This is a genomic window from Tsukamurella sp. DT100 (genome assembly GCF_049844855.1).
Classification (GTDB): Bacteria; Actinomycetota; Actinomycetes; order Mycobacteriales; family Mycobacteriaceae; genus Tsukamurella.
In genome coordinates, this window is record NZ_JBNCLV010000005.1 from 85150 (window position 1) to 103863 (window position 18714).

Annotated in this window: 17 protein-coding genes; 14 read left to right on the forward strand and 3 right to left on the reverse strand. The window is 70.8% G+C overall.

Annotation, left to right across the window (positions count from 1 at the left end; genetic code table 11):
• Positions 1–144 precede the first annotated feature (144 nt).
• The 3 genes from ACLQ3K_RS13505 to ACLQ3K_RS13515 all read left to right on the forward strand — a co-directional run bounded on the left by ACLQ3K_RS13505 (position 145) and on the right by ACLQ3K_RS13515 (position 2726).
• Positions 145–906, forward strand: coding sequence for a YdcF family protein (locus ACLQ3K_RS13505; RefSeq protein WP_425999945.1), 762 nt, complete (start codon positions 145–147; stop codon positions 904–906).
• A 129-nt stretch (positions 907–1035) separates the two neighbouring features.
• Positions 1036–1860 carry a VOC family protein gene (locus ACLQ3K_RS13510; protein WP_425999947.1) on the forward strand — a complete coding sequence of 275 codons (825 nt, stop codon included), beginning with the start codon at positions 1036–1038 and terminating at the stop codon, positions 1858–1860.
• Positions 1861–1928: 68 nt separating this feature from the next.
• Positions 1929–2726, forward strand: a complete 798-nt coding sequence (locus ACLQ3K_RS13515) for a hypothetical protein (RefSeq protein ID WP_425999948.1) — start codon at positions 1929–1931, stop codon at positions 2724–2726.
• Here the strand turns inward: ACLQ3K_RS13515 and ACLQ3K_RS13520 are convergent.
• Positions 2723–3286: a TetR/AcrR family transcriptional regulator gene (locus ACLQ3K_RS13520; protein WP_224645123.1), complete on the reverse strand. Its 564-nt coding sequence runs from the start codon at positions 3284–3286 to the stop codon at positions 2723–2725. The genes ACLQ3K_RS13515 and ACLQ3K_RS13520 overlap by 4 nt on opposite strands.
• Positions 3287–3392: 106 nt before the next feature.
• Complete coding sequence (acnA, locus tag ACLQ3K_RS13525; RefSeq protein WP_425999951.1) at positions 3393–6209, reverse strand: aconitate hydratase AcnA; 2817 nt, start codon at positions 6207–6209, stop codon at positions 3393–3395.
• Positions 6210–6379: 170 nt separating this feature from the next.
• Here acnA and ACLQ3K_RS13530 point away from each other — a divergent pair, with 170 nt between their 5' ends.
• The 8 genes from ACLQ3K_RS13530 to ACLQ3K_RS13565 all read left to right on the forward strand — a co-directional run bounded on the left by ACLQ3K_RS13530 (position 6380) and on the right by ACLQ3K_RS13565 (position 14613).
• The gene (locus ACLQ3K_RS13530) at positions 6380–7027 is read left to right on the forward strand and encodes a DUF6676 family protein (RefSeq protein WP_224645125.1); all 648 of its coding nucleotides are present in this window, start codon (positions 6380–6382) and stop codon (positions 7025–7027) included.
• 241 nt (positions 7028–7268) lie between these two features.
• Positions 7269–8756, forward strand: coding sequence for an NlpC/P60 family protein (locus ACLQ3K_RS13535; RefSeq protein ID WP_425999953.1), 1488 nt, complete (start codon positions 7269–7271; stop codon positions 8754–8756).
• Positions 8757–8765: 9 nt separating this feature from the next.
• The gene (locus ACLQ3K_RS13540) at positions 8766–9926 is read left to right on the forward strand and encodes a MoxR family ATPase (protein ID WP_336670716.1); all 1161 of its coding nucleotides are present in this window, start codon (positions 8766–8768) and stop codon (positions 9924–9926) included.
• 2 nt (positions 9927–9928) lie between these two features.
• A complete protein-coding gene (locus tag ACLQ3K_RS13545) occupies positions 9929–10900 on the forward strand; it encodes a DUF58 domain-containing protein (RefSeq protein WP_425999955.1) in 972 nt (323 codons plus the stop codon).
• 1 nt (position 10901) lies between these two features.
• Positions 10902–11885 (forward strand): VWA domain-containing protein, encoded by a 984-nt coding sequence (locus ACLQ3K_RS13550; protein WP_224645196.1) that lies wholly within the window; start codon positions 10902–10904, stop codon positions 11883–11885.
• Between the two features lie 87 nt (positions 11886–11972).
• Entirely contained in the window at positions 11973–12698 is a 726-nt protein-coding gene (gene fabG1, locus ACLQ3K_RS13555; protein WP_224645127.1) for a 3-oxoacyl-ACP reductase FabG1, read from the forward strand.
• A gap of 62 nt (positions 12699–12760) precedes the next feature.
• Positions 12761–13603 carry an NADH-dependent enoyl-ACP reductase InhA gene (gene inhA, locus ACLQ3K_RS13560; RefSeq protein WP_168544074.1) on the forward strand — a complete coding sequence of 281 codons (843 nt, stop codon included), beginning with the start codon at positions 12761–12763 and terminating at the stop codon, positions 13601–13603.
• Positions 13600–14613 (forward strand): ferrochelatase, encoded by a 1014-nt coding sequence (locus ACLQ3K_RS13565; RefSeq protein WP_425999958.1) that lies wholly within the window; start codon positions 13600–13602, stop codon positions 14611–14613. The genes inhA and ACLQ3K_RS13565 overlap by 4 nt, the downstream gene beginning before the upstream one ends.
• 61 nt (positions 14614–14674) lie before the next feature.
• Here the strand turns inward: ACLQ3K_RS13565 and ACLQ3K_RS13570 are convergent, their stop codons facing one another.
• Positions 14675–15457: a hypothetical protein gene (locus ACLQ3K_RS13570; RefSeq protein ID WP_425999960.1), complete on the reverse strand. Its 783-nt coding sequence runs from the start codon at positions 15455–15457 to the stop codon at positions 14675–14677.
• A gap of 178 nt (positions 15458–15635) precedes the next feature.
• Here ACLQ3K_RS13570 and ACLQ3K_RS13575 point away from each other — a divergent pair, with 178 nt between their 5' ends.
• From ACLQ3K_RS13575 to ACLQ3K_RS13585, 3 genes are read left to right on the forward strand one after another with little or no spacing between them, the layout of a single operon-like run.
• A complete protein-coding gene (locus ACLQ3K_RS13575) occupies positions 15636–16754 on the forward strand; it encodes a phosphotransferase family protein (RefSeq protein WP_425999962.1) in 1119 nt (372 codons plus the stop codon).
• Complete coding sequence (locus ACLQ3K_RS13580; protein ID WP_425999964.1) at positions 16751–17869, forward strand: hypothetical protein; 1119 nt, start codon at positions 16751–16753, stop codon at positions 17867–17869. Before ACLQ3K_RS13575 ends, ACLQ3K_RS13580 begins: the two co-directional genes overlap by 4 nt.
• Positions 17870–17880: 11 nt before the next feature.
• Complete coding sequence (locus ACLQ3K_RS13585; protein ID WP_425999966.1) at positions 17881–18702, forward strand: DUF3097 domain-containing protein; 822 nt, start codon at positions 17881–17883, stop codon at positions 18700–18702.
• Positions 18703–18714: the final 12 nt, after the last annotated feature.

The following is an 18714-nucleotide window of genomic DNA, read 5'->3' on the forward strand; positions in this document are numbered from 1 at the left end:
CGACCGCAGGAATCCACCGAGGCTCTCGGGTGCTCTCGGCGTGCCCCGGGCGTGGTGTCGGGCACGAATCATCATTCACGTGTGCAACACACGACTCAGTGGTGTAGTTTTCCACCGATAGACTCATTTGTCACGGAGGGCAACATGCGTGTCTCTGGTTTCTTCCGCTCGATCGTTTCGCTGACGGCCGCCGTTGCGGTCGCCGCCACCCTGGCGACGGGGACGGCGGGGGCGGCACCGTCGACCACGACGTCGACGACGTCCCTGACCAACCAGGCGATCGACCGCCAGGCCGCGGGCGACACCGCGGGCGCGCAGGCCGCCATCAATCAGATGCCGGTCGACCAGGCGCAGAAGGTCGTCGCCCTGATGACGAACGTCAACAAGGCGCTGACCTTCCCGCTCACCGACCAGGTGCCCGGCGGTGTCGCGCCCGGCACCGCGATCGTCATCCTCGGCTTCGGCCTGGAGAACAACGGTGCGATGCGGCCGATCCTCGTCGAGCGGCTGACCAAGGGGCTCGCTGTCGCGCAGGCCTACCCGGCGTTCCCGATCGTCGTGACCGGCGGCGCGCCCAAGGCGGGCAAGACCGAGGCCGCGGCGATGAAGGAGTGGCTGCTCGCGCAGGGCGTCTCCGGCACGCGCATCTATACCGAGGAGAAGGCGGGCTCGACCCAGGGCAACGCCATCAACACGGCGGTCCTCATGCGGCAGAACGGCTTCGGCAACGGCGCGGTGCTCGTGACCTCCGCCGACCACACCCGGCGTTCGGTCGCCGACTTCCTCGTCGCCGGCATCACCCTGCAGGCCGTCGTCGCCTCCGACGCCAAGATCCAGTCCGGCCCGATGTCCGCGAGCGGCGTGGCGGGTGTCTACCGGGACGCACGCGGGGTCGCCAACCTCTAGCCCGACGGTGCCGTGGGCGGGTTCGACACCCGCTCACGGCAATCGGCGGCGCAGGCCGATCCAGCGATCGTCAGCGCCGTGTCGATCGAAATCTGGAACTTGTCGGCCCGGTGTGCCACCGTTGTCGCCATGACCGCGTACCACGCCCCGCTGGGCGCACCCGTGTGGATCGACCTCATGACCTCCGACGTCGAGCAGGCCGTCGAGTTCTACGGCGCCGTCTTCGGTTGGGAGGCGGAGCCCGCCAACGAGGACTTCGGCGGGTACCGCAACTTCCGGGTGAACGGGAACCGCGTCGCCGGAGTCATGTCGCCGCCCGACGGCGGCGGCGGGCCCGGCGACGTCTGGTCGACCTACCTGCGGGTGGAGGACGCGAAGGCGTCGCTGCGCGCGGCCACGGACGCGGGCGCCTCGCTCGTGGTCCCGGTCGTGCCGGTGGCCGATCTGGGGCGCTTCGCCTTCGTCATCGACCCGGTCGGCGCGGCCATCGGCATCTGGGAGCCGGGGAAGCACGAGGGCTTCGTCGAGCGCGGCGTGCCCGGTACCCCGTACTGGTTCGACTGCATGAGCCGCAGCTACGACGCGACCAGGGCCTTCTACCGAGACGTCTTCGGCTGGGAGTCGGAGGAGATCGGCAGCGGGGGGCAGGAGGGCTCTTTCGGCCCGGACCGCTACAGCCAGGTCTTCACCGGTACGGGCGCACAGCGGGACGCGGTCGCGGGAATCATGGACGCGGCGCCGCTCTTCGACTCGGGCGTCTTCGGCGAGGGCATGCCGTCGTTCTGGCAGGTGTACCTGACGGTCGAGGACACCGCCGCCGCCGAGCAGCGCATCGTGGCCGCGGGCGGCGAGATCCTCCGCGCGGCGGAGGTGACGCCCTGGGCCACCATGGGATCGGCCAAGGATCCCGGCGGCGCGGTCTTCCTCTACGCGACCCCGCCCGAAGGGCGCTGAGCCGCACCGAAGATCACGTTTGGGCGTCGGCAACCGGATCGCAAGGCCGACGGGGCTACGCTCCCCGCATGACCTACAACCAGGGCGGATACCAGCAGGGCGGTCCCTACCCCCAGGGCGGCGGGCAGGTGCCGCCGCACCAGGGCCGGCCCCCGCAGCAGGGCGCTCCGTACGGCGGCCCGCCGCAGCAGCCCGGGCAGCAGTGGGGCGCCCCGCAGGCCCCGCCGGGACAGCCGGCGTACGGACGGCCGGGACAGCCGCAGTACGGCCAGCCCCCGTACGCGCAGCCGGGACAACCGCGGTTCGGGCAGCAGCAGTTCGGCGGACCGGGTCAGTACGCCGGCCAACCCGGGCCCTACGGGCAGCAGCCGGGGCAGTTCGGTGCACCGGGGCCGGGCGGTCCGGCACCGTCGACGGCGAGCGGTGGCGTCGGCACGATCCTGCAGTTCCTGATCGCCGGCGCCGGCGCGCTCGTGATCCTGGGTGCCTTCCTGCCGTGGGCCAGCGCGTCGGCGAAGATCGGTGGCACGTCGATCACGAGCTCGGCGTCGGGGATCGACGGTAGCGACGGCTGGATCACGCTGTTCGCGGCGCTCATCGCCGGCGGCGTCGCGGTCGCGGCGGCGGTCGTCACCACGACGGGAGTACCGCTGCGGCTGATCTCCGGCATCGTCGCGACCGTCGCGGGGCTCGGGATCACCGGCCTCGCCGGCTACGACCTCGCGAACGTCGTGAAGCTGACGTCGACGTACTCGTCGATGGTCGACGTCTCGGCCGGCATCGGCCTCTACCTGACCCTGCTCGCGGGCATCGCGATGCTCGGGTTGGGCATCGCGACCCTCGTCCCGGCGCTGACGAAGCGCTAGGGGCGCCGCACGCTCTCCTCGACCAGGTCGAGCACCGCCTCGAGGCCCGCCGTCGGCCGGCCCGAGGCGAGGTGGGTGACCAGCCCGTCGAGCACGAGGTCGAGGTAGCTGAGAATGACGTCGGTCGGCAGGTCGTCGCGCAGCCGGCCGCGCTGCTTCTGCCGCTCCAGGCGGCGCAGCGTGGCCTCAGTGAGCTCGGCGCTGCGTTCGGTCCACTCGGCGCGGAAGTCGCCGTCGTTCTTCAGCCGGCGCGCGATCTCCAGCCGGGTGCCCAGCCAGTCGAAGCGCTCCGGATGGCTGAGCATGTCGCGCATGACCTGCACGAGGCCCTCTTCCGCGGCGATGTCGGCCATCCGCTCGGCGTCCTCGCGGGCCAGCGCCAGGAACAGCGCGTCCTTGTCGCGGAAGTGGTGGAAGATCGCGCCGCGCGAGAGGTCGGTCGCGGCCTCGAGCCGGCGGACGGTGGCCCCGTCGTAGCCGTACTCGGCGAAGCAGGTCCGCGCACCGTCGAGGATCTGGCGGCGCCGCGCGGCGAGGTGATCATCGCTCACCTTGGGCATGTGGATGCTCCTGATCGAACGGGGACGGTTACTCGTTGTCCACTACGCGGACGGCGGGCCCGGCCGCTGGGGCCGGACCCGCCGTCACTGGTCGAGACTGAAGCGATCAGCTCTTGACCATGTTCCGCAGCACGTACTGCAGGATGCCGCCGTTGCGGTAGTAGTCCGCCTCACCGGGGGTGTCGATGCGGACGTCCGCGTCGAACTCCACCTTCGTGCCGTCCGTCTTCGTCGCGGTCACGTGCACCGTCTTCGGCGTGACGCCGTTGTTCAGCTCCGTGATGCCCGCGATGTCGAAGGTCTCCGTGCCGTCGAGGCCCAGGGTCTTCCAGGACTCGCCCTTGGGGAACTGCAGCGGGACGACGCCCATGCCGATCAGGTTCGACCGGTGGATGCGCTCGAAGGACTCGACGATGACGGCCTTGACGCCCAGGAGGCTGGTGCCCTTGGCCGCCCAGTCGCGCGACGAACCGGAGCCGTACTCCTTGCCGCCCAGGACGACCAGCGGGACGCCGGCGGCCTGGTAGTTCTGGCACGCGTCGTAGATGAACGACTGCGGGCCGCCCTCCTGCGTGAAGTCGCGGGTGTAGCCACCCTGCGTGCCCTCGAGCCCGATGGTGTCGAGCACACGGTTCTGCAGGCGGATGTTCGCGAACGTGCCGCGGATCATCACCTCGTGATTACCGCGCCGCGAACCCAGCGAGTTGTAGTCCTTGCGGGCCACGCCGTGGGAGTCGAGGTACTGCGCGGCCGGGGTGCCGGGCTTGATCGGGCCGGCCGGGCTGATGTGGTCGGTGGTGACCGAATCGCCCAGCAGCGCCATGACGCGGGCGCCCGCGATGTCGGTGACCGGCGCCGCCTCCATCGTCATGCCGTCGAAGTACGGCGCCTTGCGGACGTACGTCGAGTTCTCGTCCCAGGCGAACGTGTCGCCCTCGGGGGTGTCCAGGTTCTGCCAGCGGTGATCGCCCGCGAAGACCGTGGAGTAGGACTTGCGGAACATGTCCTGGTTGATGGCGTTCTTGATCGTGTCGTCGATCTCCTGCGCCGACGGCCAGATGTCCTTGAGGAAGACGTCGTTGCCGTCGTGGTCCTTGCCCAGCGAGTCGGTCTCGAAGTCGAAGTCCATCGTGCCCGCGAGGCCGTAGGCGATGACCAGCGGCGGCGAGGCCAGGTAGTTCATCTTCACGTCGGGGGAGATGCGGCCCTCGAAGTTGCGGTTGCCCGAGAGCACCGCGACGACGGTCAGATCCTCGTCGTTGACGGCCTTGCTGATCTCGTCGGGCAGCGGGCCGGTGTTGCCGATGCACGTGGTGCAGCCGTAGCCGCCCAGGTAGTAGCCGAGCTTCTCGAGGTACGGCCACAGGCCGGCCTTCTCGTAGTAGTCGGTGACGACCTGCGAGCCGGGGGCCATGTTGGTCTTGACCCAGGGCTTGGTGGTCAGGCCCTTCTCGACGGCGTTGCGCGCGAGCAGCGCCGCGCCGAGCATGACCGACGGGTTCGACGTGTTGGTGCAGGACGTGATGCCCGCGACCGCGACGGCGCCGTGATCGAGGATGAAGGTGCCGCGCTCACCGGTCACGGTGACCGGCTTGGACGGGCGGCCCTCGGCGCCGTTGGCGGCGGACTGCACGTTGACGGCACCGTCGTCCGCGAAGGACAGCGCGGCCGGATCGGAGGCCGGGAAGGACTCCTCGACGGCCTCGTCCAGCTGCGTGTGCGCGGCCGGGTGCTGCTCCTCCACGTAGTTGTGGATGTCCTTGCGGAAGGCGGTCTTCGACTCCGACAGCAGGATGCGGTCCTGCGGGCGCTTCGGGCCGGCGATCGACGGCACGACGGTGCCGAGGTCCAGCTCGAGGTACTCCGAGTACGCCGGCTCGTGATCGGCGTCGTGCCACATGCCCTGCTCCTTGGCATACGCCTCGACGAGCGCGAGCTGCTCGTCGGTGCGGCCGGTCAGGCGCAGGTAGTTGATCGTCTCGCCGTCGATCGGGAAGATCGCGGCGGTGGAGCCGAACTCGGGGCTCATGTTGCCCAGGGTGGCGCGGTTGGCGAGCGGCACCTCGGCGACGCCCTTGCCGTAGAACTCGACGAACTTGCCGACGACGCCGTGCTGACGCAGCATGTCGGTCACGGTGAGCACCACGTCGGTCGCGGTGACGCCCGGCTTGATCTCACCGGTGAGCTTGAAGCCGACGACGCGGGGGATGAGCATGGAGACCGGCTGGCCCAGCATGGCCGCCTCGGCCTCGATGCCGCCGACGCCCCAGCCCAGGACGCCCAGGCCGTTCTCCATGGTGGTGTGCGAGTCGGTGCCGACGCAGGTGTCGGGGTACGCCTGGCCGTTGCGGGTCATGACGACCGGCGCCAGGTACTCGATGTTCACCTGGTGGACGATGCCCATGCCCGGGGGGACGACCTTGAAGTCGTCGAACGCGCCCTGGCCCCAGCGGAGGAACTGGTAACGCTCGCCGTTGCGCTGGTACTCCAGGTCGACGTTGCGCTCGAGGGCGTCGGCGGTGCCGAAGACGTCGAGGATGACCGAGTGGTCGATGACCATGTCGGCGGGGGAGAGCGGGTTGACCTTGTTGGGGTCGCCGCCCAGGGCCGTGACGGCCTCGCGCATGGTGGCGAGGTCCACGATGCAGGGCACACCGGTGAAGTCCTGCATGATCACGCGCGCCGGCGTGAACTGGATCTCGACGCTCGGCTCGGCCGAGGGATCCCAGTTCGCCAGGGCGTTGATGTGATCGGTGGTGATGTTCGCGCCGTCCTCGGTCCGCAGCAGGTTCTCTGCGAGGACCTTCAAGGCGTAGGGCAGCTTCTCGGTGCCGGGCACGGCGCTGAGGCGGAAGATCTCGTATGACTGATCGCCCACCTCGAGCGTGCCGCGCGACGAGAAGGAATCGATGCTCTTGCTCACGTCAGCTCCACTCAACGTTTTGTGGTGTGCACCGACGGGCTGTGTCGGTGCCTGAAGTCGATAATACAGTACGCTTGTCCTGTGAGAGTCCGCAGGGCTGAAACTCGCCGGACGCAGCTCATTGTGCCTCGTTCCGGGCGCGCCCGCGGGCGTGTCGTACTGTGAGGCCCATGGGTCCGCTGCCGATTCTCACCGAAGTTCCGACCGATGTGGATCTGTCCGCGCTGCAGGCGGACCTCGCGACGGACGGCGTCGCCGTGCTCAACCCCGCGCACGCCGATTCCGTGCCCCAGCTGGTGCAGGTCGTCAAGGACGCGCGGGCCAACGGCATCGAGAACTTCCAGGTGGTCGTCCTGGCGCACGATTACAACCCGGACACCTCGCTGCGCGACCTCGGCACCGAGCTCGGACGGCAGATGAACGCCGATGCCGATCATCCGCTGACCGTCCTCGTGATGTCGCCGTCGCAGGTCGCCGGGTACTCGACCCAGCTCTCGCGCTTCCAGATCGAGAAGGGGCAGGACGGCTACACCGGTCGACTCGCGCTCAACAACCCGCCGAAGGCCGCTGAGGACTTCGCGACCGTCGCGAACGACGCGACCTTCCCGTGGACGGGCTTCACCGTCGGGCTGGTGCTGGTCGTCGCCGCGCTCGCGGGCTGGGCCCGCGTGGTGACGCGCCGCCGCAGCCGGGCGGTGGACGCCGCCCGGCGTGCCGCGGCCGCGCCGGTGGCCGCAACGGTCGGGGCGGAGTCCTCCGACTCGACGGTGCCCACGACCGAAGAGAATGGCGGCTCCGCTGTTCGATCGAACGAATAGCGCACATTCATTCGAAATTCCAGCTGTGTAATTAGCAGCGCCTGTCCGATTCGAATGCCATTCGACGGACGATGATCCGTGCAGGTCAGCGCGGATCTTTCGCTACTCACACCTGTGTAATTTGTGAATCTTGTTTTCTATTGTTGTGAAAGTGCCGTACGGTACGTCTGAAGCCAATGTTGTGCGTGTTGCCCATGCGCACTCATCGGGTCTGAACGAGTCTTGAGTTGAGGGAGACACCTTGAGGCGTACGGCACACCCCGCCACGAATTTCGCTGCGCGGTCGTTGCTCGCGGCAGTCGCCACCGGTTCGCTGGTGGCCGGCTCCGTCGCAGGCGCGGGATCGGTCTTCGCCGAGCCCAACGGCCCCGACGCGAATCCCGCCAACGTCGTCGCCGCGCTCGTCGACCGCATCGCCCAGACCGACCAGCGGATCGCGGACCTCCGCGGCGACGTCGCGACGAAGCGGCAGTCCGTCAACCGCGCCGTCGTCGACCTGCAGTCCGCCCGCGACGCCGCCACCGCGGCGACCGGCGCGATCAAGGTCTCCGACACCGCGGTCGCGGACTCCGACGCCAAGATCAAGACCGCCCAGGACGCCTTCGACCAGGTGGTCCGTGCCGCGTACGCCCAGGGCAACAGTGCCGGCGCCCTCGTGAACACGCTCGGCGGGAACGACCCGGGCGATGCCGTCGACCGCGCGACCACGCTGCGGATCGTCGCCGACAAGCAGAAGGTCGCGCTCGGCGACCTCCGGGCCGCGAAGACCCGCGCCGAGGCCTCCCGTACCGCCGCCCGCGCGGCCAAGGTCCAGGCCGACGCCGCCACGGCCGCCGCGGCCGAGCGGAAGACGACGGCCGAGGACTCCATCACGCAGACCGTCGCCGCCCTGACGACGCAGCAGCAGGAGCAGACCACGCTCAGCACCCAGCGCGAGCTGGCACAGCGCGCCCTCGAGCAGGCCAAGCGCGCCGAGGACCGTGCGGCGCAGCAGAAGATCTACGCGCAGTACGTCGTCGACGAGCAGCAGACCCAGCAGATCGCGGCCCCCGCCGCGCCCGCCGCCCAGCCCGCCGCTCCGGCTGCGCAGGCGGCCGCCCCGGCGGCCCCCGCTGCGCAGGCCGGCACCGTCGACACCGCGGATCCGCTCGCCGCGGCCCGGACCTTCGCCCAGGGCATCGTCGGCCAGGCGTCGTCGCTGTTCAGCAACCCGTTCGGCGCCGTCACCGGCCAGTCCGGCGCTGCACAGCAGCCCACCGCCCCGGCCTCGCAGGCGGTGCCCGGCGTCGGGAGCATGAGCGGCGCGCAGATGATCGAGACCGTCATCCAGCGCGGCATGTCCGTCATCGGCGTGCAGTACGCCTGGGGCGGCGGTAACGCCTGGGGCGCGACCAAGGGCGTCCGCGACGGCGGCGTCGCCGACAGCTACGGCGACTTCAACCGCATCGGCTTCGACTGCTCGGGCCTGATGGCGTACATGTACGCCGCGGTCGGGATCGCGCTGCCCAAGTACTCGGGCTACCAGTACACGACGGGCAACAAGGTGCCGATCAGCCAGCTCAAGCGCGGCGACATGGTCTTCCGCGGCCCCGGCGGCTCCCAGCACGTGGCGATGTACCTCGGCAACAACCAGATCCTCGAGTCGCCCCAGTCCGGCGGCGCGGTGCGGATCGCCCCCTTCGACGCCTCGACGTTCCTCTCGCAGGGCGTCCGCGTGATCAACAGCTGACCGCGCGCGATTCAGTACGCTCGTGGGAACGGGCCGCCGCGGCCCGGGATCGGACGGGCCCGCACGGGCCGGGGGAACGACGACGAAGGGGACTATTGCGTGACGCACTCACAGGGGCAGGACATCGCGTCGAGCGATGAGGTCAAGCTGCTGGAGCGGGCGGTCTACGAGGTCAAGCGCGTGATCGTGGGCCAGGACCAGCTCGTCGAGCGGATCCTGGTGGGCATGCTCGCCAAGGGCCACGTCCTCCTCGAGGGCGTTCCCGGCGTCGCCAAGACCCTCGCGGTCGAGACCTTCGCCACCGTCGTCGGCGGCTCGTTCTCCCGCATCCAGTTCACGCCGGACCTGGTCCCCTCCGACCTCGTCGGTACCCGCATCTACCGGCAGGGCAAGGAGCAGTTCGACACCGAGATCGGACCGGTCTCCGCGAACTTCCTGCTCGCCGACGAGATCAACCGCGCCCCCGCGAAGGTCCAGTCCGCGCTGCTCGAGGTCATGGCCGAGCGCAAGGTCTCCATCGGCGGCAAGACCTACCCGATGCCCGATCCCTTCCTCGTGCTCGCGACGCAGAACCCCATCGAGAACGAGGGCGTCTACCCCCTGCCCGAGGCCCAGCGTGACCGCTTCCTGTTCAAGGTCGTCGTCGGCTACCCCTCCATCGAGGAGGAGCGGGAGATCGTCTACCGCATGGGCACCGTCCCGCCCGTGCCCTCGCAGGTGCTCGACCCGAGCACCGTGATCCGCCTCCAGCGCGCCGCGAGCGAGGTCTTCGTCCACCACGCGCTCGTCGACTACGTCGTCCGCGTCATCGCCGCGACCCGCACCCCGCGCGAGTTCGGCCTCGACGACGTGGCCTCCTGGATCACGTACGGCGCCTCGCCCCGCGCCACCCTCGGCATCGTCGCCGCCGCCCGCGCCCTCGCGCTGCTCCGCGGCCGCGACTACGTCGTCCCCCAGGACGTCGTCGAGATCATCCCGGACGTGCTGCGCCATCGCCTCGTCATGAGCTACGACGCCCTCGCCGACGAGGTGACCGCCGACCAGGCGATCAACCGCGTGCTGCAGACCGTCGCGCTGCCGCAGGTCGTCGGGCAGCCCGTCCCGCAGCAGGCCGCGCCGCCGGCGCCCGCCCCGCAGCAGTACGTGCCCGCGCAGCAGCCGCAGGGCTGACGATGCCGGCCACACCCCCCGGCACGCCTCCCGGTCCCGGGCCCCGGCACAGCCCGCTCCCGAGCTTCGCCGGCGGCGAGGTCGACGAGACCCGCATGCAGGCGTCCCTGAAGATGCTCGAACTGCTGGTGCGCCGCCGGCTCGACGGCGTCCTCAAGGGCGATCACCAGGGACTGCTCCCCGGACCGGGCTCCGAGCCGGGGGAGTCGCGCCCGTACACGCCCGGCGACGACGTCCGCCTCATGGACTGGTCGGTCACCGCCCGCACGACGCACCCGCACGTGCGGCAGATGATCGCCGACCGCGAGCTGCAGACCTGGATCGTGGTCGACCTGTCCGCGTCGATGGACTTCGGTTCCACGGGCGGCACGAAGCGCGACCTCGCCGTCGCCGCGTCCGCCGCAGTCGTGCACCTGGTGAGCGGCGCCGCGAACCGCGTCGGCTGCCTCGTCACCAACGGCGCGCAGCTGGTGCGCGTGCAGCCCAAGTCCGGCCGCGCGCAGCGGCAGAAGGTGCTCAAGGCCATCGCCACCGCGCCCCGCGCCGTCGAGGGCACCCGCGGCGACCTGCGCATCGCGCTCGACGCCCTGCGCCGGCCCGAACAGCCCCGGGGCCTCGTCGTGGTGATCAGCGACTTCCTCGGCGACGTGGACTACGTCCGCGAGCTCCGCGGCATCGCCGCGCGGCACGAGGTGCTCGCCGTGGAGGTCCTCGATCCGCGCGACGTCGAGCTCCCGGCGGTCGGCGAGATCGCGCTCCGCGACGCCGAGTCCGGCGCCGTGCGCGAACTGACCGTGACCCCCGAGCTGCAGCAGCGGTTCGCCACGGCGGCGCAGGAGCACCGCAAGCAGGTGGCGCGCACCCTGCGCGGCGTCGGCGCGCCCGTCCTCGAACTGCGCACCGACCGCGACTGGCTCGCCGACATCGTGCGGTTCGTCGCCGCACGTCGACGTGGATTGGCTGGTGCTTCCTGACATGGGCGGATTGACCTCGCTCGCCACCCCGATCTGGCTGCTCGGCATCCTCGTCGTGCTCGCCATCCTGGCGGGGTACGTCTACAACGAGCGGCGGCGCAGCAAGCGCGCGCTGAAGTTCGCGAACATGTCGGTGCTCGACTCCGTGGCGCCGCCCGGGCCCAACCGGTGGCGGCACGTGCCCATCGCGCTGCTGAGCATCGGCCTGATCCTGCTCATGATCGCGCTGTCCGGGCCGCAGGCGATGCGCAAGGTGCCGCGGAGCAAGGCCACCGTCGTGCTCGTCGTCGACGTCTCCCTGTCGATGAAGGCCACCGATGTCAGCCCCAACCGGCTCGACGCCGCCAAGGAAGCGGCGAAGAAGTTCGTCGGCGAACTGCCGCAGGGCATGAACCTCGGCATCGTCTCCTACGCCGGCACGGCGCAGCTGCTCGTCTCGCCGACGCCGGACCGCTCCCTGGCGACCAATGCGATCGATCACCTCGACCTCGCGCAGCGCACCGCGACGGGCGAGGGCATCTACGCGGCGATCCAGTCGATCAAGAACATCCGGGACGTGCTGGGCGGCAAGGACGCCGCGCCGCCCGCCCGGATCATCCTCGAATCCGACGGCAAGCAGACGGTGCCCACCGACCTCGACGATCCGCGCGGCGGCTTCACCGCCGCCCGCAAGGCGAAGGAGGAGGGGATCCCCATCTCCACCATCTCCTTCGGCACGCCGAACGGCACCGTCGACATCGAAGGACAGAACATCCCCGTCCCCGTCGACGACGACTCGCTCCGGAAGATCGCCGAGCTCTCCGGGGGCAACTTCTTCTCGGCGTCCTCGCTGAGCGACCTCAATGAGGCCTACGGCACCCTGCGCGACGAGATCGGGTGGGAGATGCAGAAGGGCGACAACTCGCGGATCTGGGTGCTGTGGGGCACGGGCCTGCTGGTGCTCGGCGCCGCGGGCGCGGTGCTGTTCAACCGGCGTCTGCCGTGACCTCGGTGCCCGCGGAACGCGCGCCCGCGACGACTCGCGTGCCCGGAGATTTCCCGGGTCGCGAGCGTGATTGATACGTTGTCACCCATGTCGACTTCTGAATTCACGCCCCGGTCCGTCCTCGTCACGGGCGGCAACCGCGGTATCGGCCTCGCGATCGCGCAGCGCCTCGCCGCCGACGGCCACAAGGTCGCGGTGACGCACCGCGGCTCCGGCGCCCCCGAGGGCCTGTTCGGCGTGCAGTGCGACGTCACCGACACCGAGTCCGTCGACGCCGCCTTCAAGACGGTCGCCGAGCACCAGGGCCCCGTCGAGGTGGTCGTCTCCAACGCCGGCATCACCGACGACACGCTGGTCATGCGCATGAGCGTCGAGAGCTTCGAGAAGGTCATCAACGCCAACCTCACCGGTGCCTTCCGCGTCACCAAGGCCGCCACGCGCGACATGCTCAAGAACCGCTGGGGCCGGTTCATCTACCTCGGCTCGGTCGTCGGCCTCGCCGGCACCGGCGGCCAGGCCAACTACGCCTCGTCGAAGGCCGGCGTCGTGGGCCTCGCCCGCTCCGTCACCCGCGAGATGGGCTCGCGCAACATCACGGCCAACGTGATCGCGCCGGGCCTCATCGACACCGACATGACCCGCGAGCTCCCGTCGGACATGACCGAGCCGCTGATCAAGCAGGGCATCCCCGCGAAGCGGATCGGCCAGCCCGAGGAGGTCGCCGCGGTGGTCTCGTTCCTCGCCTCGGACGACTCCTCTTACGTCACCGGCAACGTCATCAACGTCGACGGTGGCCTGGGCATGGGCCACTAGGCCCTTCCGGACGCACGCACCCCGCACCGTCGAACCAGCCAAACCCAGAAGGAGGCACGTCCGTGACCGGACTGCTCGAAGGCAAGACCATCCTCATCACCGGCATCATCACCGATGCCTCCATCGCCTTCTCGGCCGCCAAGGTGGCCCAGGAGCAGGGCGCCAAGGTGATCATCACCGGCATCCCGGACCGGCTCCGCCTGATCGACCGCATCGCCAAGCGTCTCCCGCAGGAGGTGCCGCCGGCGATCCCGCTCGACATCACCGACGAGGAGTACCTCGGCACGCTGGCCGACAAGGTCCGCGAGCTCGCGCCCGAGGGCATCGACGGCGTGCTGCACTCCATCGCCTTCGCGCCCCGCACCCTCATGGGTCCCGACGCCGTGCCCTTCCTCGAGGGCCCCGGCCCCGACGTGGCAAAGTCCTTCGAGATCTCCGCGTGGAGCTACGCCTCGCTGGCGCGCGCCGTGCTGCCCGTCATGAACGAGGGCGGCTCCATCGTGGGCATGGACTTCGATCCCCGCACCGCGATGCCCGACTACAACTGGATGGGCGTGCAGAAGGCCGCCCTCGAGTCGGTCAACCGCTACGTCGCGCGAGAGGTCGGCTACGCCAAGAAGATCCGCTCCAACCTGGTGGCCGCCGGCCCGATCAAGACCCTGGCCGCCAAGGCGATCTCGGGCACCGCGACGGACGACGCCAAGAAGCTCAACATGCTCAACCAGTACTGGGACGGCGCCTCGCCCATCGGCTGGAACGTCGACGACCCGGAGGTCGTGGGCAAGAGCATCTGCGCGCTGCTCTCGGACTGGCTGCCCGGCACCACCGGCTCCATCGTCTACGTCGACGGCGGTGCCAGCCACAACACCTGGTTCCCCGAGGAAATGATCAACGCGCAGTCGTGACCCACGATGCGCTGCTCGTGCTCTCCTTCGGTGGGCCCGAGCACCCCGACCACGTACGGCCGTTCCTCGAGAACGTCGTGCGTGGTCGTGGCGTACCACCCGAGCGGCTGGACGCCGTCGAACAGCACTACCAGCGGTTCGGCGGCGTCTCGCCGATCAACGAGCAGAACCGTGCGCTGATCGCGGCCGTGTCGGAGGAGTTCGACCGCCGGGGCCGGGCGCTGCCGGTCTACTTCGGGAATCGGAACTGGCATCCGATGGTCGAGGACACCGTGCAGCGGATGAAGGACGACGGCGTGCGCGACGCGCTCGTCTTCGCCACGTCCGCGTGGGGCGGCTTCTCCGGTTGCCGGCAGTACGACGAGGACATCGCCCGCGCCCTCTCGGCCGTGGGCCCCGGCGCGCCGCGCCTGACCAAGCTGCCGCAGTTCCACGATCACGAGCTGTTCCTGGACTGCTTCGCCGACGCTGCGCAGGCCGCCCTGTCGACGGTGCCCTTCGGCTCGCGCCTGGTGTTCACGGCGCACTCGATCCCGGAGGCCGCGGACGTGAACGCGGGCCCGCCCGGGGTGTCCAACCTGTACTCGCGCCAGGTCCGGGACGCGGCCGCGAACGTCGCCGCCCGGCTGGGGATGGATCACGACGTGGTCTGGCAGTCCCGCTCCGGCCCGCCGCAGGTGCCGTGGCTCGAGCCCGACATCTGCGATCACATCCAGGCGCTGTGGGACGAGCGGGTGCCCGGCGTGGCGGTCGTGCCCATCGGCTTCATCTCCGACCACCTCGAGGTGATCTGGGACCTCGACACCGAGGCGCGCGATCTCGCGGGGGAGTTGGGCATGCCCTTCGCCCGCGCCGCGACCCCGATCCACGATCCGCGGTTCGCGGCGATGGTCGCCGACCTCGTCGACGATGCGGATGCGGGCAGGTCCAGCGGGCTCGGCGTCAGCGTCGACGGCGCCGCGTGCGTCGAGGGCTGCTGCCCGGCGGTGCGGCGCCCGGTTCGCAGCTGAAACCCGCGCTCAGCTGATCCGCGGCGCAGTGTTTCGAGCGTCCCTCATCTGAACGGCGGTTTCAGAATGCTCCGCGCAGTTCGTCGCGGCACACCGCATTGACGGCGGCCACCCGCGCGGCGCGGACGGTGCGCCACAGGTCGCGGTAGGCGGCGTCGCCGCCCTGCGCGGACGCGAGGGTGAGACCGGCGTACGGGTTCTCCGCGCCCGCGACCAGCAGGATCGCCTCCACCATCCCGGCGCTGTCGAGCACTCGGTGCGCCCGCTCGGCGGCACCGAGGGGCAGCCGGTGCGCGCCCAGGTAGCGGGTCAGCTCCATGACGACGCCGCGTGGATCCGACGCGGCGTCGGGCGCGGGCGGCAGGCTGGACAGGGCCGACGGCGCCTCGCGGACGGCGTCCCGGAGCGCGTGTTCCGCCGCGCCGAGCGAGATCGGATCCGGATCGACGAGCGCGGGCTCGTGCAGGAAGGCCTGCCAGCGCATCACGTCGGCGGCCTCGGGCGTCGGCACGAGGGCGATCGTGGACGTCGCGCCGTCGAAGAGCACCACCTCGCCGCGGGCCATCGCGGCTTCCTCGAGGTCGGTGCCCGCGGGGAGGCCCCGCGCATCGCCCGGCGCGGGCAGCAGCAGCCGGACGGTGTGCGGTTCCAGGGCACGGATCTCGGCCAGCAGGTCGGGGAGGTCGCCGTCGACCACGGACTGCACCGGCGCCCACTCGCCGAGCGCCTCCAGCAGTTCGTCCGTGCCCGCCGAGCCCGCCAGCCAGGCCGCCGACCACACCGCGAAGCCCTGGGCGGGCCCCGCGGTGGCGCGACGGGCGAGGGTGACGACGGGGGAGCTCATGAGCATTCATCCTAGTCGCGGCACCCGCTGGGATGTGCGTCCCAGCGGCGCGACTCCCGGGATACGGCGTGCCCGCGCCGCTGGAGCCCACATCTCAGCACCCACGCCCGCAACGCCGCCATCGCGAGATTTCTGAAACATGTTCTAGCAAGGGCCGCACGGATCTACCCTGACCAGCATGACCGAATCGGACACCTTCGCCGAGCAGGCCCGCCCGGCCTCCTCACAGCGCACCCCGGACGAGGTGCGCGCCCAGTTGCAGCAGTGGTTCGCCGCGCGCGAGCCGGGCGCGGAGGTGCTCGACCTGCACTTGCCCGAGGGCAACGGCATGTCGAGCGAGACCCTGCTCGCCGCGGTCCGGTTCGGCGACGAGGAGCGGCGCCTCGTCATCCGCGTGGCGCCCCGGCCGGAGTCCGACCCGGTGTTCCCGACCTACGACCTGCCCGCGCAGTTCGCGGTGATGCGGCACGTCGAGTCGTACGGGGTAGCGGCGCCGTCGTGCCTGTGGGTGGAGGAGGACCCGGCGGTGATCGGCGCCCCGTTCCTCGTCATGGACCGCGTCGACGGCGACGTGCCGCCCGACGTCATGCCCTACACCTTCGGCGCCTGGCGGCCCGACTCCACCGACGCGGACCTGCGCGAGCTCGCCGACGCCTCGGTCGACGTGATCGCCACGATCCACGCCGTGCCCGCTCCCGCCGACGGCCTGATCCCGACACCCGAGCCGGGGGAGACCGCGCTCGCCGCGCACCTGCGCCGGCTCCGCGCGTTCTACGACTGGGCGGCGCAGAAGCACGGCGGGGCGCCCCTCCTGGACCGCGCGCTCGCGTGGGCCGAGGACAACCTCCCGCCGCACACCGACCAGGTGCTCAACTGGGGCGATGCCCGCATCGGCAACCTGATGTACGGCGGCCCCGCCGGGAACACCCCCGTCGCCGTGCTCGACTGGGAGATGGCGACCGTCGGCCCGTGCGAGCTGGACCTCGGCTGGTTCGTCTACCTGCACCGCTTCTTCCAGGACCTCGCCGAGCTCGCCGGCCTGCCCGGCCTGCCGGGCTTCCTGCGCCGGCAGGACGTCGAGCGACGGTACGCCGACCGCACCGGCCACGTGCCGCGCGACATGGACTTCTACACCGCCTACGCGGCCATCGTGCACGGCGTGATCATGTACCGGATCCAGACCCGGGCCATCGACTTCGGCGCCGCCGTCGCGCCGGAGAACCCCGACGACATGATCCTGCACCGCGCCAGCATCGAGAAGATGCTCGCCGGCACGTACTGGGAGTCCGTCGTATGACGCTGTCGCCCTTCGACGACTACCCGATCCACCAGGTCGCGGAGGTGATCCGCCACCCCGCGACGTCGGACCGAAACTTCTACGACCGCTACTACTTCAACGCCCACAACGGCACCGCCGCCGAGCCCTTCCTCGTGCTCGGCCTCGGCGTCTACCCGAACCTGGGCGTCGTCGACTGCTTCGCCGTCGCCCGGCACGGCGACGACCAGATCGTCTTCCGCGCCTCCAAGGCCCTCGGCGCCGACCGCGCCGACACCACCGTCGGGCCGATGCGCGTCGAGGTGCTCGACGGCCTGCAGCGCCTGCGCGTCACCCTCGACCCCGGCGCGGACTACGACCTCGCCTTCGACCTGACTTTCACCGGCACCGGCCCCGCGCACCTCGAGCCGCGGCACTTCCACCGCCAGCTCGAGCGCGTCACCTTCGACACCCAGCGGTTCGTTCAGGTCGGAACCTGGGCGGGCAGTCTCACGGTCGACGGGACCACGTTCGACGCGCGCACCTGGCGCGGCAACCGCGACCGCTCCTGGGGCGTGCGCCCCGTCGGCGAGGCCGAGCCGCCCGGCCGCCGCGTCACCGAGGCCGGCAACTTCTTCTGGATCTACTCCGTCCTGACCACCGCCGACGCCGCGATCTGCGTCGTGCTGCAGGAGGATGTCCGGGGCCGCCCCGTCGTCGAGGACGCCACCTGGATCCCGCACGACGGCTCCGAACCGCGCTGGCTCGGCCACGTCGCGCACGACATCGACTTCGTGCCGGGCACCCGCCAGGCCCGGGCGGCCCGGCTCGTCTTCACGGGTTCCGACGGTGCCGCGACCACCGTCGACGTGCGCATCACCACCGCGAACCACTTCGGCTTCGGCACCGGCTACGGGCTCGACCAGGACTGGCGCCACGGCATGTGGCAGGGCGAGGAGAAGGTCGAGGGCCGGCGGTTCCGCGTGTCCGAGCTCGACGTCAACCTCACGATGCTGGTGCCCGTCGAATACCTCGCGACCTGCACCGTCCGGCATCCCGACGGGCGCACCGAGGAGGGCGAGGGCCTGTTCGAGTTCGGCGCGATAGGGCCGCACACGCGCTACGGCTTCCAGCACTACGTGGATCCCGCGCCGTAGAATCATCCGCCGTGGGACACGGCTATGGCGACATCTACGCGGGGCACGCGAGCAAGAAGGCGCGGGTGGTCCCCGAGGTTCCCGCCGACCGCGATCTCGTGGTCGAGGACGCGGCGACCGGCTTCTGCGGGGCCGTCGTAGGCTTCGACAAGAGCTACGACGGCGACTTCGTCAAGCTCGAGGACGGCCGCGGCGTCGTCCGCGTCTTCGCGATGCGCCGGGCCGCCTTCCTCATCGACGGGAAGCCCGTCACCCTGGTGAAGCCGCGGGCGAAGGTACCGTCGGGCCCGCAGCGCAGCGCGTCGGGCTCGACCCGCGTCGAGGGCGTCAAGGCCCGCGTCGCGCTGCCCAGCCGGATCTGGGTCGAGGGCATCCACGACGCCGCGCTCGTCGAGCGCGTCTGGGGCCACGACCTGCGGGTCGAGGGCGTCGTCGTCGAGCAGCTCGAGGGCCTCGACCACCTGGGTGCCCGGCTCGCCGAGTTCCAGCCCGGCCCCGGCCGCAAGGTGGGCGTGCTCGCCGACCACCTCGTCGAGGGCTCCAAGGAGTCCCGGATGACGCAGTCGCTCGGGAAGTACGTCATGGTCACCGGCCACCCGTTCATCGACATCTGGGCCGCGGTGAAGCCCTTGTCCGTGGGCATCGCGGCCTGGCCCGACGTGCCGCGCGGCGAGGACTGGAAGACCGGCACCTGCGCGCGCCTCGGCTGGGGCTCGCCGCAGGACGGCTGGCGCCGGGTGCAGGGCGCCGTCACCTCCTTCCGCGACCTCGACGCCTCGCTCATCGGCGCCGTCGAGCGGCTCGTGGACTTCGTCACCGATCCCGCTTCCTGACCGCGGCGCTTG